At 59.7% G+C, this 15345-nt stretch carries 14 protein-coding genes; all 14 read right to left on the bottom strand.

The window, feature by feature from the left end:
- Positions 1–621: 621 nt before the first annotated feature.
- The gene (locus tag KBY08_RS03700; protein ID WP_024661308.1) at positions 622–2025 is read right to left on the bottom strand and encodes a flagellar hook-length control protein FliK; all 1404 of its coding nucleotides are present in this window, start codon (positions 2023–2025) and stop codon (positions 622–624) included.
- Positions 2026–2137: 112 nt separating this feature from the next.
- A complete protein-coding gene (locus KBY08_RS03695; RefSeq protein ID WP_011268438.1) occupies positions 2138–2494 on the bottom strand; it encodes an Hpt domain-containing protein in 357 nt (118 codons plus the stop codon).
- A gap of 34 nt (positions 2495–2528) precedes the next feature.
- Entirely contained in the window at positions 2529–4235 is a 1707-nt protein-coding gene (locus KBY08_RS03690; protein WP_004408075.1) for a fused response regulator/phosphatase, read from the bottom strand.
- Entirely contained in the window at positions 4195–4542 is a 348-nt protein-coding gene (locus tag KBY08_RS03685) for an STAS domain-containing protein (protein ID WP_004408073.1), read from the bottom strand. The genes KBY08_RS03690 and KBY08_RS03685 overlap by 41 nt, the downstream gene beginning before the upstream one ends.
- A gap of 84 nt (positions 4543–4626) precedes the next feature.
- Complete coding sequence (fliJ, locus tag KBY08_RS03680) at positions 4627–5076, bottom strand: flagellar export protein FliJ (RefSeq protein WP_002554288.1); 450 nt, start codon at positions 5074–5076, stop codon at positions 4627–4629.
- Between the two features lie 6 nt (positions 5077–5082).
- The gene (fliI, locus tag KBY08_RS03675) at positions 5083–6441 is read right to left on the bottom strand and encodes a flagellar protein export ATPase FliI (protein ID WP_011268440.1); all 1359 of its coding nucleotides are present in this window, start codon (positions 6439–6441) and stop codon (positions 5083–5085) included.
- Entirely contained in the window at positions 6431–7249 is an 819-nt protein-coding gene (fliH, locus tag KBY08_RS03670; protein WP_011268441.1) for a flagellar assembly protein FliH, read from the bottom strand. The genes fliI and fliH overlap by 11 nt, the downstream gene beginning before the upstream one ends.
- Before the next feature lie 15 nt (positions 7250–7264).
- The gene (fliG, locus tag KBY08_RS03665) at positions 7265–8281 is read right to left on the bottom strand and encodes a flagellar motor switch protein FliG (protein WP_011268442.1); all 1017 of its coding nucleotides are present in this window, start codon (positions 8279–8281) and stop codon (positions 7265–7267) included.
- On the bottom strand, positions 8274–10058 hold the full coding sequence (gene fliF / locus KBY08_RS03660) for a flagellar basal-body MS-ring/collar protein FliF (protein ID WP_004408062.1): 1785 nt from the start codon (positions 10056–10058) through the stop codon (positions 8274–8276). The genes fliG and fliF overlap by 8 nt, the downstream gene beginning before the upstream one ends.
- 15 nt (positions 10059–10073) lie before the next feature.
- Complete coding sequence (gene fliE / locus KBY08_RS03655) at positions 10074–10403, bottom strand: flagellar hook-basal body complex protein FliE (RefSeq protein ID WP_024661307.1); 330 nt, start codon at positions 10401–10403, stop codon at positions 10074–10076.
- 242 nt (positions 10404–10645) lie between these two features.
- Positions 10646–12058 (bottom strand): sigma-54-dependent transcriptional regulator, encoded by a 1413-nt coding sequence (locus KBY08_RS03650; RefSeq protein ID WP_111522241.1) that lies wholly within the window; start codon positions 12056–12058, stop codon positions 10646–10648.
- Positions 12058–13272 (bottom strand): sensor histidine kinase, encoded by a 1215-nt coding sequence (locus tag KBY08_RS03645; RefSeq protein ID WP_024643116.1) that lies wholly within the window; start codon positions 13270–13272, stop codon positions 12058–12060. Before KBY08_RS03645 ends, KBY08_RS03650 begins: the two co-directional genes overlap by 1 nt.
- Positions 13273–13394: 122 nt before the next feature.
- Positions 13395–14870 (bottom strand): transcriptional regulator FleQ, encoded by a 1476-nt coding sequence (fleQ, locus tag KBY08_RS03640; RefSeq protein WP_003316803.1) that lies wholly within the window; start codon positions 14868–14870, stop codon positions 13395–13397.
- Positions 14871–15047: 177 nt separating this feature from the next.
- A complete protein-coding gene (gene fliT / locus KBY08_RS03635) occupies positions 15048–15344 on the bottom strand; it encodes a flagellar protein FliT (protein ID WP_003316802.1) in 297 nt (98 codons plus the stop codon).
- Position 15345: the final 1 nt, after the last annotated feature.

Here is a 15345-nt window from a genome sequence, read left to right as displayed (position 1 = left end):
ATTGAGGTTCGACTCAGATCACCTTTTCGCCCCTCGGCGACCTACTTTGATGGGGCCAAAGTAGGCAAACCCCCTCGCTCCGGTTTCCGGCCCGACTTCGTCGGGTTCCTTCGCCCTGACACTGATCCGGGGGTCGCCGCAACGCGCCATCCATGGCACGGTGCGGCTAGCCTGGCGTCCTGCCAGGCTACCCCCGGATCAGCGCCAGGACTCAGCCGTCACTAACGTCGCACTCTGCGTCGTCAGTGCCACCGTGCTCGAAAAGCACTTTAGAGTAGTCGGGCTAGAGGCACGGGCCGATAGCTGATGAATATCGTTCCTCACGCTCCGCGTGGGAATGCAGTTCGTGACGCTCTGCGTCACACGGCGGTTTTTCTTTGCCAGGTGGATTGAGGTTCGACTCAGGGCACCTTTTCGTCCCTCGGCGACCTACTTTGATGGGGCCAAAGTAGGCAAAACCTTTCGCTCCGGCTTCCGGCCCGACTTCGTCGGGTTCCTTCGCCCTGTCACTTACGTCGCACTCTGCGTCGTCAGTGCCATCGCGCTCAAAAAGCATTTCTGCGCCAAGACGTGCAGGCAATGCATGACGTCGCGTCGCGGTTGCCATGTGACGCAGGAGCCTCACGCGTAATAATCGATCTCACTGGTGCCGATCACACGTGCTGCTGGCTGGCTGACCGGGATGGCCGCATCGACGCCTGCGATTTCATCGGAGCTATCGCCGGAGCTCATGCCACCGCCACGACCGCTGCGCTGGGAGCGGCTGGCCTGTTCCTGAGCCTGTTGCTGGGCCTGCTGTTGCGACTGATCGGAGACATTGACGTCGACGTTGCCAAGCCCCTGCTGCACGAATGACTCACGCAACTTCGACATCTGGCTTTCCAGCGCATCACGTACGCCCATATGGGCGCTCATGAATGTCACCTGGGTCTGCTGTTCAGGCGCCATGTTGATACGGATATCAAGACGACCGAGTTCGGCAGGTTCCAGCTTGATATCGGCGGTCTTGAGGTTCTGGCTCGACAGGTACATGACGCGATCGACGATGCCTTCGGTCCAGCCGCTTTGATGCATGGCCAACGGTTGGTTCATCAAGGGTGCGGCAGGTGCAGCCGCTGCGCGTGCAGGTTGCGCGGCCTGGCTGAGCGCTGCAAGGCGATCGGCAAAGTTGTCGACGCGAGTATCACCGGCGGCGCCTTTGACATCCTTCAGCCCCTCGCCGATCAAACCGCTGAACGACTTGTCACTGCTTTCGGTGCTGCCGCCTTCGGACGGAAGCTGCTCGCTCAGGACCGACAGGTTATTGACGATATTCTGATTCGGGTCAGCTTCAGCATTGCTCGGCGTCGCCTTGTTGGCAGCCTGGGCATTCTGCGCAGCCAGTTGAGTCTTGGCAGTGGCGTTTTCCAGCGCCAGCTGCACAGCATCCAGACCATCAAGCGGATCGGCGTCCGGATCGAAGGCTTCTTTAGCCACTGCTGGCGGGGCCGCCTGCGTAGTGGTGAGCGCCGAGACCGCTGGCGCAGTGACAACTTGTGCACTTGGCGCCTTGGCTACAACAGGTGCCGCGGGAGCCTGTGCGGTCATTGCCTGCAATGCCGGATCAAGGACGGGATCGACGATCGCCTGGCCGTCATTCAGCGCCGGATCGGCAGAGGCCTGCGTATCATCCTGCTTCGAGTCAGAATGGGCTGCGTCATCATCTGCAGCAGCCGGCCTGGCTGGCAAATCATTGCCGCTATCGGCAACGCCAGACTTGTCGGCGGCATTTGCCTGATCGCTTGCAGGCTTGTCCTTGCCGGCGGCAACCTTGTCCTTGTCAGGCGCGGTCTTGTCGCGGGCTGGCTTTACTGGCGCATCTTCGCGCGCAGGCACGGTGTCTTTCGCCTGCTTTGCATAGACATTGGAAAAGCTGGAGGCCCCGTCCTTGCTGCTGTCAGCAGACTTGACCGCATTGTTGGCCACACCGGACCTGGCGGTCACAGAGGTTGTGGCCTGAAGAAGCGCATTGGTAGCAAGGGGCATTTCGGTCTCCGCATCAGCTGCTGGTTATCGCCTTACCGAAATAGTTAGCAATATACGGGCCAGTTATCTAATGATTCCCCATAGCGGGGATCGGGGGCATGACTCTAAGGGCTCAGATGACGAACAGCTGCCGCTCGGAATTGAACAGCCCGCGAATCGTCATGTATTCGCTATCGATCGTGCCAATCAATTCTGCCAGACCTGCGAACTGCTCCTGGCGGGCCTGCTCCTCGAGCTGACGGCACAGCTCGGAAAGCTGCAAGGCCCCCATGTTGCTGCTGCTGCCCTTGAAACTGTGAGCGGTAAGGCTCAACTCCTGAAAGTCAGGATTGCGGGACCCGGCAGCCAGACGCAGCTGCGCGATACGCTGCTCGGAATCCTTGAGAAAAACATCCAGCAAGGTTGGATATTCGTCTTCCATGACCTCCTGCAAGGTATTCAACACGCTGTAATCCAGATGAATCGACACTTGTTCACTCCTTGATCAAGACTCCAGGCGGGGATTATGCCACTCCCTCCCAGGAAAATTCCACGCAGGCGGTCCTGCCATCCCTGGACCACCTGGCCTCGCGACTCAACTCACAGACCAGATGCAGCCCGCGACCATACAGTTCATTGCCGGCAGGCGTCAGCGTCCGGGTCTTTTCCACATCAAATCCCTGGCCGCTGTCCTCGACACCGAGGGTCAGCCGACCGCCCTGCGCGACCGTTTCAACCTGCAGGGTCATGCGGATGAAGCCGGACTGCAGCCTGTCGAGGCGTTCTGCCCGCTGCTGATAATAGAGCGCGAAGCCTGCTGCGTCGTGCTTGAGCGCCGAATCCAACCCTAGCACACCATGCTCCAGCGCATTGCTGTACAGCTCGCCGAGCACCATATGCAGTGCAGCGCCCTGATCACGCAGACCGTGAACCTCCAGCAGCAATTGCAGTACGTAAGGCAGGGGGTTGAAACGCTTGAGGGTCGAGGCGCGAAACTCGAAGCTGGCCGACCAGTCCAGCGGGCTGGAGGCGCCGCTGTCCGAATACATCATGGCAGGCAGACTTTGCAGCGGCGCTTCGACAGCGCTGACTTCCAGCAGACTGACATCGTCACGCGCCTTGCCGCCAAATTCGTTGAGCGCCTCGAGGATCTCTTCGATCAGCAACTGCGGTTCGCGATTGGCCGACAGAACCTGTCGCAGACGCTGCGCACCGAACAGCTCCTCCTGACTGTTACTGGTATCGAGCACGCCGTCGGACAACAGAAATATGCGGTCACCAGGCGCCAACGGATACACGTCGGTGCGCGCGTCGAAGGCATCGACGCTCAATACGCCCAAGGGCAGATGATTCGAGGCCAGCGGCACATGCTCGCCCTGTGCGCCGCGCAGCAGGTAGCCGTCCGGCAAGCCACCGCTCCAGACCTCGACCTGCCGCTGCGGCAGATTGATACACAGCAGCGTCGCACAACAAAACATGTCGACCGGGAGGATGCGTTTGAGCTTGGCGTTCATTTCACGGAGGATTTCAACCAGGCCATAGCCCTTGGCTGTCATGCCATAGAACACTTCTGCAAGCGGCATCGCGCCAACGGCAGCCGGCAAACCATGTCCGGTGAAATCGCCGAGCAGCACCTGCATGTGCCCGGCGGGGGTGTAAGCGGCCAGCATCAGGTCGCCGTTGAACAGTGCGTAGGGGGACTGCAGGTAGCGGATGTTACTCGCCCCCAGGCAACCGGCGTGGGCGATCTGATCAAACACCGCCTTGGCGACACGCTGCTCATTGAGCAGATATTCATGGTGCCTGGCGATCTGGTCACGCTGCTGGCGAACAGTTTCGTGCAATACCCGCAAACGATTCATGGCGTTGAGCTTGGCGGCCAATACCAGCGGGTTGTAAGGCTTGGACATAAAGTCGTCACCACCGGCGTCCAGGCAGCGTGCAAGCGCCTCGCCTTCGGTGAGCGAGGTCAGGAAGATGATCGGCACCAGCGATTCGCCGGCCATCGCCTTGATCCTTCGCGCGGCCTCGAAACCATCCATGACCGGCATCATGGCGTCCATCAGAATCAACTGCGGGCTTTCGGCCTTGAAGATGGCAACCGCTTCGACACCGTTGCCCGCGCTGAGGACCCGGTGACCCTGCCGCGCCACGATGGTTGACAGCAGCAAGCGGTCACTGGTGCTGTCATCAGCGATCAGAATGCACAGTTTGTTCGGGGCTGGCTGCACTGGGTATGCTCAATTCGAACAGCTTCGAGAAATTGGAAATGGCCAGAATCTTCAGCACATCAGGCGTGCAGTTGACCAGGCGTACCAATGCCTTGTCACCTCCGGCGTGATCGCGCAGCAGCAACAGCATGCCCAGCGCAGAACTGTCCAGATAATGCGTACCGCGCAGGTCGACCACGTAGTTCAGTGACTGCGGATAGTCCTCATAGGCAGTGCGAAACGCCTGATGGGAATTGAAATCGAAACGCCCTTCGATATAAAGGGTCAGCGTCTGGCCATCGGCAGAACGTTCGGAAGTGACAGTCATGGGAACCTCGAGGTGTTTCATCACCGAGACATTGATAGCGTAGACCAGCCAGAGAGATCACTGCGGGTCTGATTGAGTCAAACGTCAGAATTGTTCATGACGAGGCAGGCGCTGCGACAACTCGTCGAGCAATTTCTGCTCGCGCTTGTCTTCCAGCCTGCGCGCCTCGTCCATGTACCGCTGCACCAGCTTGCGCAAGCCCTCTACCCGCGCGTAGCAATCCTGCCAGGCGCTGCGCGCCCGATCCAGATTGGCTTTGTGCCATTCAAGACTTTTGTATTGCTGGGCAACGGCGACATCGAGCTGACTGAGAAAGCGTTGATAACCCAGCAGCCACTGCCCGGAAACCCCGGCACTGCCGCGCTGCAACCATTGTTGCTGATAATCCTGACGAAACTGGTCAAGTTCCTGCAGCTTGTTGTTGGCAAGATTGACCTGCCCCTGGAAGTGCCCAAGGCGCTGGGCGGCAGTTCGCTCGGCAGCCTCTGCCATCTCGACCACCGGCGCCAGACGCGCCGCTCGACTCTGCGCCATGGGTTATCAGCCGCCAGGCGCTGGTGCGAAGATCGAAGCCAGCGCCTCGCTGCTGCCCTGCATGCTTTCGTTCTCGCGCAACGCCTGACGCTGATAGCGCACCAGTACCGGATGCAGCGCGATCGCCATGTCCGTCTCGCGATCACCACCGGCCACGTAGGCGCCGACGCTGATCAGATCGCGGGTCTGCTGATAACGCGACCACAACTGTTTGAAATGCTGCGCACGCGCCATGTGTTCGGGGCTGACCACGGCGGGCATGACCCGGCTGATCGACGCTTCGATATCGATGGCCGGGTAATGCCCCTCTTCGGCCAGACGCCGGGACAGCACGATGTGGCCGTCCAGCACACCGCGCGCCGAATCGGCAATCGGGTCCTGCTGGTCATCGCCTTCGGAGAGCACGGTGTAAAACGCGGTAATAGAACCACCACCCTTTTCAGCGTTGCCGGCGCGCTCGACCAGTTTGGGCAAGCGGGCAAACACTGATGGAGGATAGCCCTTGGTGGCCGGCGGCTCGCCAATGGCCAGCGCGATTTCCCGCTGAGCCTGAGCAAAACGGGTCAGTGAATCCATCAGCAACAGGACATTCTTGCCCTTGTCACGAAAGTATTCGGCGATTCGCGTGCAATACATCGCTGCGCGCAAACGCATCAGAGGCGCATCATCGGCTGGCGAAGCGACCACCACCGAACGCTTCAGGCCCTCCTCGCCGAGGATGTGCTCGATGAACTCCTTGACCTCACGGCCCCGCTCCCCGATCAGGCCGACGACGATAATGTCCGCTTCGGTGAAGCGCGTCATCATGCCGAGCAGCACACTCTTGCCCACGCCCGTACCGGCAAACAGCCCGAGACGCTGACCGCGACCCACCGTCAATAAACCGTTGATGCACCGAATGCCGACATCCAGTGGCTGACTGATGGGGTCACGCTTGAGCGGGTTGATGGTCGGGCCATCCATCGGCACCCAGTCTTCAGCCTTGATCGGCGAGCGACCATCCAGCGGACGACCGGCACCATCAAGCACCCGGCCCAGCATGCTCATGCCCATCGGCAGACGACCGGTATCGGCCAGCGGCACAACCCGCGCCCCAGGCGCGATGCCGGCCACGCTGCCGACCGGCATGAGAAACACCTTGCCACCGGAAAAACCCATCACTTCAGCTTCGACTTCCACCGGGTGATGGCTGTCGTCATTGATAACTACACACCGGCTGCCCATTGCCGCGCGCAGGCCCTCGGCCTCAAGCGTCAGACCCACCATGCGCAGCAGCCGACCTTCCACTACGGGCTGGGCAGGCAGGCTGATCGACTCGGCATAGGAACCGAGGCGCTTGGCGAAACTGGTGCGATCAAGGCGCATCGAGGGTGTCCGCGTCAGATTCTTCAGCATTGGAGGCTTTGCCTGGCGAAACATCCAGATCAACGCTCAGATCCGCTGCAGCAGGATGAGTGACCTGTTCATGCAACTGGTCGTGCATCTTGGAAATCGCCAGGGCAATGCGTGTTTCGACGCTGGCGTCGATACGGCTATGCTCGGTTTCGATCCGGCAACCGCCCGGCAGCAGGTCTTCGTCTTCGACGATCTTCCACGACTCCTCGTGACGCTCACGCATGGCCTTGACCAGCAGGAAGTCCTGAGGGTTTATGAAAATTCGCACATTCTGCGCGCCCATCGGCAATAGCTTGAGGGCATCGCGCAGCACGCTGGCAATCTGTGCCGAGTCCGTGACCAGCTCGCGCTGAATGACCTTACGCGCGATGTGCTCGACGAGGTAAATGACGGCCTTTTCGATCTGGGTGTCCTGCTCGGCGATAGGTGCCAGCAGATTACCCATCAGTTGTTCCAGGCTGGCAACTTTTGCCGCAAGAACGACCTCCGCCTCCTGACGCACTTTTAGCTGAGTGCTGTGAAAACCTTCCTTTTCACCGGTGGCGAAGCCTTCGTTCCAGGCCTCCTGGCGGATGCTTTCCAGCTCTTCCAGAGTCAGTGGCTGAACTTCATCCAGCGGCACTTCTTCCATCTCGGCCGGTTCGTCGACCAGCTCGGGTTCCGGTTCAGGTTCGGGCTCCACGTGTGGATCGAAGCTGGGCAGCGCCCAGATGTCGAGCAACGCGGCGTCCTTGGCGCGAATGAGGTCGCTGGCCGATTCTTTATTGGAACTGGACATGAGTCGGCTGAATCCTTAGATCATTTCCTCGCCACCCTTGCCACCGAGTACGATCTCGCCGGCCTCGGCCATACGACGCGCAATGGTGAGGATTTCTTTCTGGGCGGTTTCCACATCGCTGACACGCACCGGACCTTTTGCTTCCAGATCGTCGCGCAACAGCTCAGAGGCACGCTTGGACATGTTCTTGAAGATTTTTTCCTTGATGCCTTCGTCCGAGCCCTTGAGCGCGAGTACCAGCACGTCCGAGGATACTTCGCGCAGCAGCGCCTGGATACCACGGTCGTCGACATCGGAAAGATTGTTGAAGACGAACATGAGGTCCTCGATCTGCACCGAGAGGTCTTCGTCGACCTCGCGGATCGAGTCCATGAGCGAACCTTCGATCGAGCTGTCGAGGAAGTTCATGATATCGGCCGCACGCTTGATACCACCCAGTGTGGTACGCGACGTGTTGGCGTTACCGGAGAACTGCTTCTCGAGAATCTGGTTCAATTCCTTGAGAGCCGCTGGCTGTACGGTGTTGAGCGATGACACGCGCAGGATGATATCGAGGCGGACCTTGTGATCGAAATGCCCAAGCACCTCGCCCGCCTGATCGGCGTCGAGGTAGGCGACCACGATGGCCTGAATCTGCGGGTGCTCGAAACGGATCACGTCGGCGACGGCACGCGGCTCCATCCACTTGAGGCTGTCCAGACCGCTGGTATTGCCACCCAGCAGGATCCGGTCGATCAGGCCGTTGGCCTTGTCCTCGCCCAGTGCCTGGGTCAGCATCTTGCGGATATAGCCATCGGAACCGACGCCAAGGCTGGTCTGATCACCGACGATGTCGACGAACTCGCTCATGACCTCTTCGACCTGCTCGCGATGCACGTTGCGCATCTGCGCCATCGCTACGCCCACTTTCTGGACTTCCTTGGGGCCCATGTGCCGGAGCACCTGAGCCGCATCGGTTTCGCCCAGCGAGAGCAACAGTACAGCCGCTTTTTCAACTTTGGAGAGTTTGGCTACCATGGCTCGTTCATTCATCAGTGTTGATCCACTCTTTCACAACCTGAGCCACACGGCCAGGATCCTCAGCCACCAAACTCTTGATTGCGTTCAGCTGTGCGTCATAGCCTTCGGTCGGGCTCGGCAGCAGAATGCTCTGCGGGCCGCCCAGGCTTACGCGATCGTTGGACAATTCGCCGTCCAGACCGCCCATGCCACCCAGTTCGGCGTCGCCACCGAAACCTGCCAGTTCCTTGCGCTTGCCGTTGGTGATGTTGTTCAAGACCGGGCGCAGTACACCGAACACCAGGATCAGGATGAAAATCACACCCACCGCCTGCTTGACGATGTCCCAGAACCAGGGTTGCGAATAGAACGACGCCTCAGGCAGCACTTCAGCGCGTTCGCTGGAGAACGGCACGTTGATCACGCTGACGCTGTCACCGCGGCTGGCGTCGAAACCCACGGCATCCTGTACCAGACGCGTGAAGCGAGCCAGATCCGCCGCGCTCCACGGAGCACGCGTCACTTCGCCATTGGCCGCGTTGGTCTTGACCATGTCGTCGACCACCACCGCGACCGACAGGCGGGTCAGACGGCCCTGCTGCTGCTTGGTGTGACTGATCGAACGGTCCAGCTCGAAGTTCTTGGTCGACTGCACGCGCTTGTCGGCGGGGTATGGCGCCAACGCGGGCTGACCGGTGGCCGGGTCCATGATCTGCTGACCATTGGCATCCAGCAGTGGCTGGCCTGGCGCGATGGGGCCGGCGGCACCGGCGGCACCACCGCCTGCAGTCTGCGGAGCCGTCGCCGGGCCGGGTGGCTGGTTGCTCAGCGCACCTGGAACGCCGCCCGAGCTTGAGCTGCTGGAACGTTGTTCATTGACCGACTGCTCGCTGCGCAAGGCAGGCTGGTCGGGGTTGAAGCTTTCGGCAGTCGATTCGACAGCGCTGAAATCAACCACTGCCGAGACCTCGGCCTTGTAGCGATCATTGCCCAGAATCGGCTGCAGAATGTTCTGCACGCGCTGGGTCAGCATGCCTTCCATGCGACGGCTGTAGTCGAATTGCTTGCCGGCCATGGTCAGTTCGGAGTTTTCCGCCTGATCGGAAAGCAGAGTGCCCTTCTGGTCGACGACGGTAATCTGCGACTTGCTCAGCTCGGGAACACTGGTGGCCACCAGATTGATGATGGCCATGACCTGACTCGGCTCCAGCGAACGACCGGCGTACAACTCGACCAGTACCGATGCACTTGGCTTGCGGTCATCACGGACGAACACCGAGCTCTTCGGAATGGCCAGGTGCACGCGGGCACCCTTGACGTTGTTCAACGCAGAAATGGTACGCGCCAGTTCGCCTTCCAGCCCGCGACGATAACGCGTGGCTTCCATGAACTGGCTGGTGCCAAGGCCCTGATCCTTGTCGAGGATTTCGAAGCCGATGTTAGCGTCGTTCTGTACCACACCCGCCTGGGCCAGTTGGATACGCGCACGCTGCACATCATCGGACTTGACCAGCAGCGCACCGGAGTTCGGCTCGACGGTGTAGTTGATGTTCGCCGCAGTCAGGGTGTCCATGATCTGCTTGCTGTCCATGCCCGCCAGACTGCCATAAAGCGGACGATAGTCAGGCTGCTGGGACCAGAGCACCACGGCGAAGCCGATGGCCACGCTCGCGGCAAGACCGACCATGAGGCCGATCTGACGCAGCATGGTCATTTCGGAAAGATTTTCCAGAAAAGACATACCGAACAACGGTTTTCTTTCGGAATCGCCCGTTCTTGCAGGAACGGTATCGGCAGCTGCTTCGGCCATGACTCAGTACGTCCCTTAAACCGGCATCTGCATGATGTCTTGGTAAGCTTGAACCAGCTTGTTGCGCACCTGGGTCAACGCCTGAAAAGACACGCTGGCTTTCTGCGACGAAATCATGACGTCGGTCAGATCCACGCCGCTCTTGCCGACTTCAAATGCATTGGCCAACTGGCTGGAAGCCTGCTGGGTCTGCGCGACCTTGTTGACGGCCTGACCAAGCATGTCAGCGAAGCTGCTGGCACCGGCTTCCTGCGCACCGGACACGGGCTTGGACGCAGACATCGCATCCATCTGCATGGCCCGCATATCCAACATCAAGCGATTAAATTCAACACCTTGGCTCATGGACATATCTCTCGTAAGGCCCGCAAATTTTTGACACTGATTCAGCGGGTACAGAAGGTATAGCAACAACGATGCCAGCTAGATGGCGGCCATTTGCCACACCAGATGAGTGCATCATGTCGCTTGACACGAGTTCGCGCCGGGCCGCCCGTATCTACGGGGCCCCGGGTTTATTTCAGGCTTGTATCACAGCAAAAATATTCAGTGACCGCCGATCGGGAGCGGCGATCTGTGTGCCGGGTTCATGTGGCAAACAGATAGGCTTCCACATCCATTCCGGCGTCACGCATCTGCGCCAGCTTGTAGCGCAATGTACGCGGGCTGATACCCAGGCGTTCCGCAGCCTCCTTGCGACGTCCCCGTTCAGAACGCAGGGTGTCGATGATCATTTGAAACTCGTGACGCCTGAGGTCATCGCCCAGCGCGCCGACAGATTCCGGACTGACGCCGGCACCTGCATTCTCCGCGGTGGTGCCAGTCACTGCCCCTGCAGCCTCGACAGAGGCAGCAACAGGCAGGCTGGTAACCGGCCCGGACAGACAGAAATCCTGTGCCTGAATCACCCCGCCCTGCTGCAGAATCAAGGCCCGCTGTACTGCGTTATCCAGCTCCCGCACATTCCCGGGCCATGGATAGCTCACCAGACACTGCTGCGCTTCGGCGGAAAGACGAACCGGCGCGTGCTTCATTTTATTGACGTGCTTGGCCAGAAGCCGCTCGGCCAACGGCAGAATATCGGCAGTCCTTTGACGCAACGCCTGCCATGCCAATGGAAATACCGACAGGCGATAAAACAGATCTTCACGAAAGCGCCCCTCCGCCACTTCACCCGCCAGATCGCGGTTGGTGGTCGCCACGACGCGGATATCCAGAACGATCGGCTTGCGCGCCCCTACGCGTTCGACTTCGCGTTCCTGCAACACACGTAGCAATTTGGCTTGCAGTCCCAGCGGCATTTCGGAAATCTCGTCCAGCAGGATCGTCCCGCCGTCAGCCTGCTCGAACTTGCCGGCCTGCGCCGCAATGGCGCCGGTAAACGAACCCTTTTCATGGCCGAATAACGTGGCTTCCAGCATATTGTCCGGAATCGCTGCACAATTGATCGCAATAAAAGGCTTATCGGCACGGGGCGAGTTTTGATGAATGAAACGCGCCAAAACCTCTTTACCGGTCCCGGACTCGCCGGAGATCAGCACGGTGGAGTCGCTTTTCGCCACGCGGCTGGCAAGGTTCAGTAACTGGATACTGGCGGACTCGACCGCAATCGGCCCGTCGCGCTCGGCAGGCTCCAGACGACCCAGTGCATGCCGCGCAACCAGCGCGATCAGCGCCTTGGGCTCGAAGGGTTTGACCAGGTAATCCGCAGCCCCCTGGCGCATGGCATCGACAGCGCGCTCGACTGCGCCATGCGCCGTCATCAACAGCACCGGCAATTGCGGATGCCGGCTGCGTAACAGACTCAGCAATTGGTGGCCGTCCATGCCCGGCATGTTGACGTCACTGATCACCAGGCTAAAGGGCGTTGCCTCGGCAGCCACCAGTGCTTCTTCGGCGGAACCGACCGCCTGATAGTCATAACCGGCCAGCTCGAGGGTTTCCCCAAGCGCTTCCCGGAGCGAACGGTCATCCTCGACCAGCAGCACATTGATCGGCATCAGTGATTACCTGTCGAACTGGAAGCCGGGATCAACGGCAGACTGACAATGGCGCAGGTACCACGGCCGACCCGCGACAAATAATCCACGCGCCCCTGATGCGCACGCGACACCGCCGTCACCACGGCCAGGCCAAGCCCTGTGCCGGTGGTCTTGGTCGTAAAGAACGGCTCACCGATGCGCGCCAGCGCGGCCTTGTCAATGCCGCTGCCGTTATCGCTGAAGCAGATTCGCAGTTGGTTGCCGCGACTGTAGGCGTGAATTTTCAGCAGCGTCCGGCCAGCGCTGGCCTGGACGGCGTTTTCAATCAGATTGAGCAGTGCGCCGACCAGTGTGTCGCGATTGCACAGCAGCTCGCCATCGATGCTGTCGCACTGCCAGCGCACCGCCACGCCCTGAACATGCGTCGCAGCCGCATTTTGCAGCGCCTGAAACAGAGCACCGGGCGTCAGGCGATCCGTCAGCGGCAGTTCGCCGCGGGCGAACACCAGCATGTCGCGAACCTGATGCTCCAGCTCATGTAAACGATCCTTGAGCCGCGCGGCGAAACGCTGCTGGGTTTCCACCGGCAGTTCCTGCTCGGTCAAATGGCTGGCGTAGATCATGGCAGCGGACAACGGCGTACGAATCTGATGCGCCAGAGAGGCTACCATACGCCCCAGTGAAGACAGGCGCTCGTGACGGGCCAGCTGTTCCTGAAGATGACGGGTTTCGGTCAGGTCATTGAGCAATACCAACTGACCCGGCTCGGCATCCAGCGAGCGTGTGGCAATCGAGAGCCTGCGACCGTCCTTGAGGGAGACTTCGTGGCCGTCGTCCTCTCGGGGTGCAAAGCAGCGGCTGATCACATGACGCCAGAGCATGCCCAGCAGCGGCTGCCCGAGCAGATCGATTGCAGCGGGATTGGCCTCGCGCACGACGCCCATGCCATCAATGACGATCACCCCGCCGGGCAGCAGATCAAGCAGATTCTGCAGGCGGTTGGCCAGGCGTTCTTTTTCCGCCAGCTCCTGAAGACGCTGGGCGCCGGCATGTGCCAGTTCGCCCTTGAGTTCGGTGACGCGTGCTTCAAGCACCCCGTAGGAATCGGTCAATTGCGCCGACATTTGATTGAACAGCGAGAATGCGTGCTCAAGCCCCTGACGACTTTCCAGCTCCGGGGAGTACGGAGCCTGAACAGATAGGGCGGAAGTCAGTTGGGCGGCCTGGGACATGATTCATCTCTCTCGTGGCGAACCGTCAGTAAACGGTGTGTTAAGAGAGACTTAGCAATCCCCGTGCCTAAAAAAAACCCCTGAAAAATCAGGGGCTTGGTTTTTGGCACAAAAAACCGGCGTCAATCATCTGCCTGTTCATCGCCCTCACGACGGCTCATACCGTACTTGCGCATCTTCTCGACCAGCGTCGTACGACGAATACGCAAGCGCTCCGCAGCGCGGGCAACGATACCGTTGGCATCGTCGAGCGCCTGCTGAATCAGGCCCTGTTCCAGACCACCGAGGTAGTCTTTCAGATCAAGCCCTTCAGGCGGCAGCATCGCGCCAGAGGCGAAGTTCGGCGTATTGCTGTTGATCGCCACACGCTCTTCGATCTCGCTGCGCATGCTGTCGACCATCTGCTCGTCTTCGTCGTCGACGTAGCGAAACTTCTTTGGCAGCTCAGCCACGCCAATCACGCCGTACGGGTGCATGATCGCCATGCGCTCGACCAGGTTGGCCAGCTCACGGACGTTGCCCGGCCAGGCATGGCGACACAGCGACATAATGGCTGCGGAGTTGAAGCGAATCGAACCGCGCTTCTCGTGCTCCATGCGCGAAATCAATTCGTTCATGAGCAGCGGGATATCTTCGACACGCTCGCGCAACGGCGCCATTTCGATCGGGAACACATTGAGACGGTAGTAAAGATCTTCGCGGAAGCTGCCCAGCTCGATCATGGTCTCGAGATTCTTGTGCGTCGCGGCGATGATGCGCACATCGATGCTTTGCGTCTTGTTGCTGCCCACACGCTCAAAGGTGCGTTCCTGCAGGACGCGCAGCAGCTTGACCTGCATCGGCAGTGGCATGTCGCCGATTTCGTCGAGAAACAATGTGCCGCCGTTGGCCAGCTCGAAGCGCCCGGCACGGCTGGTGATCGCACCGGTAAACGCGCCCTTCTCGTGTCCGAACAGCTCGCTTTCGAGCAGCTCGGCCGGAATGGCACCGCAGTTGACCGGCACGAACGGCGCATCACGACGCTTGGAGTGGTAGTGCAGGTTACGCGCAACCACTTCCTTGCCAGTGCCCGACTCGCCCAGAATCAGTACGCTCGCATCGGTGTCGGCGACCTGCTGCATCATCTGCCGCACGTGCTGAATCGCGCGGCTGGTACCTACCAGACTGCGGAACAGGTTCGGTTCACGATGACGGCCGCGCTCGCGGGCCTGATCGTACATCTCGCGATAGACCTGGGCACGGTGCAGCGAATCGAGCAGCTTGCTGTAGCTGGGCGGCATTTCGAGTGCAGAAAGGACTCGCCTGCGCAAATCCTCGGGCAATTCGACAGAGGAATTTTCGCTCATCAGCAGCACAGGAAGGAACTCATCCCATGCTGCGATGGTCTTAAGAAGCCCTTGCAGGCTGCCCGGCGCGTTTACGCTGCCGACCAGTACGCAGAGTACTTCTCGTGGAGACGCCAGAGAGCCGACCACCTGCTGCCAGTCCTGACTGGAACAGGAGAGATTTTCTTCGCCAAGAAAATTCAGGATAACCGCCAGATCCCGGCGGCGCTGGCTATCGTCATCGATTAGCAGAATCTTGATTTCACGCCACATGCAATAGCAACTTCCCTAGTCAACTCAATGCCCATGATTGGGGGGCAGCTTGGCTTCTCAGCTGTATAAACCTTGAGACGCCAGAAAATAGTAAACATCACTAGTTAAGTCAAAAAAACGGACACAGTCAAATTTATGGCGAAATTCTTGTCGAACAATAAAAATGACAATTAAACATTAACCAAACAGATGGTATACCTTCGTCGCGCTCTTCGCATTCTGGATTTGAGTCATTTCTTCGACAACCGCTTGACGCTCACCGGTTGCAACATCAATCAGCTGCCTGTAGACACCCAATAACTCCTCAAGGTTGCTGCGCAGTGCAGGTTCGTCGTCGGGCGCTTCGCTGACCACCGCGTCAACACACTCGCGACACGCCAGATCCAGCTTGACGATAGCCTCCCAGTCACGATCTGCCAGCGCGCCTACCAAGGCTTCGCGGGTTTCTTCGATACGCTTGAGCGCAGCACTCATT

The organism is Pseudomonas sp. P135 (genome assembly GCF_020312125.1).
In the GTDB taxonomy this organism is placed as follows: Bacteria; Pseudomonadota; Gammaproteobacteria; order Pseudomonadales; family Pseudomonadaceae; genus Aquipseudomonas; species Aquipseudomonas fragariae.
Note: the sequence above shows the minus strand (reverse complement) of the source record. Positions and strands in the feature narration are given on the sequence as shown.

What these genes read in the sequence shown, in the direction of transcription:
- KBY08_RS03700 (WP_024661308.1), bottom strand. Translation starts at nt 2,025, where the DNA reads ATGCCCCTTGCTACCAATGCGCTTCTTCAGGCCACAACCTCTGTGACC.
- KBY08_RS03685 (WP_004408073.1), bottom strand. Translation starts at nt 4,542, where the DNA reads ATGACTGTCACTTCCGAACGTTCTGCCGATGGCCAGACGCTGACCCTT.
- fliJ (WP_002554288.1), bottom strand. Translation starts at nt 5,076, where the DNA reads ATGGCGCAGAGTCGAGCGGCGCGTCTGGCGCCGGTGGTCGAGATGGCA.
- fliI (WP_011268440.1), bottom strand. Translation starts at nt 6,441, where the DNA reads ATGCGCCTTGATCGCACCAGTTTCGCCAAGCGCCTCGGTTCCTATGCC.
- fliH (WP_011268441.1), bottom strand. Translation starts at nt 7,249, where the DNA reads ATGTCCAGTTCCAATAAAGAATCGGCCAGCGACCTCATTCGCGCCAAG.
- fliG (WP_011268442.1), bottom strand. Translation starts at nt 8,281, where the DNA reads ATGAATGAACGAGCCATGGTAGCCAAACTCTCCAAAGTTGAAAAAGCG.
- fliF (WP_004408062.1), bottom strand. Translation starts at nt 10,058, where the DNA reads ATGGCCGAAGCAGCTGCCGATACCGTTCCTGCAAGAACGGGCGATTCC.
- fliE (WP_024661307.1), bottom strand. Translation starts at nt 10,403, where the DNA reads ATGAGCCAAGGTGTTGAATTTAATCGCTTGATGTTGGATATGCGGGCC.
- KBY08_RS03650 (WP_111522241.1), bottom strand. Translation starts at nt 12,058, where the DNA reads ATGCCGATCAATGTGCTGCTGGTCGAGGATGACCGTTCGCTCCGGGAA.
- KBY08_RS03645 (WP_024643116.1), bottom strand. Translation starts at nt 13,272, where the DNA reads ATGTCCCAGGCCGCCCAACTGACTTCCGCCCTATCTGTTCAGGCTCCG.
- fleQ (WP_003316803.1), bottom strand. Translation starts at nt 14,870, where the DNA reads ATGTGGCGTGAAATCAAGATTCTGCTAATCGATGACGATAGCCAGCGC.
- fliT (WP_003316802.1), bottom strand. Translation starts at nt 15,344, where the DNA reads ATGAGTGCTGCGCTCAAGCGTATCGAAGAAACCCGCGAAGCCTTGGTA.